The sequence below is a fragment of the Microbulbifer okhotskensis genome, assembly GCF_023895975.1.
GTDB classification, from domain to species: domain Bacteria; phylum Pseudomonadota; class Gammaproteobacteria; order Pseudomonadales; family Cellvibrionaceae; genus Microbulbifer; species Microbulbifer okhotskensis.
In genome coordinates this window covers 1-234 of sequence record NZ_JALBWM010000513.1, presented here as the reverse complement: position 1 = coordinate 234, position 234 = coordinate 1, and the positions used below count along the sequence as shown (strand labels likewise).

The following is a 234-nucleotide window of genomic DNA, read 5'->3' as shown; positions in this document are numbered from 1 at the left end:
TCAACAGGCCTGATCAAGCAGCGCTCTGGTCGACTGTTGGCACCTCCTCTCCATCTTTGAACTCCACTCCGGTGATGACTTTGGCTAGGTAGTCAAAACCTCGGAGCTTTCTCCATTTTCCCTCTGCACACATGCCCAGCTTAAACAGCATGTGTAGCATTCCCTCTCTCGACAGGCACCCTTTGGAGCGCTTAGTCCGGTGTCGTATCGTTCCGAACGTCGACTCAATCGGGT

General features: G+C 53.4%; 1 pseudogene. It reads right to left on the bottom strand.

The annotated features are described in order from the left end of the window. Positions 1-13 precede the first annotated feature (13 nt). Positions 14-234, bottom strand: a pseudogene (locus tag MO867_RS23115) (IS256 family transposase); the annotation flags it as partial.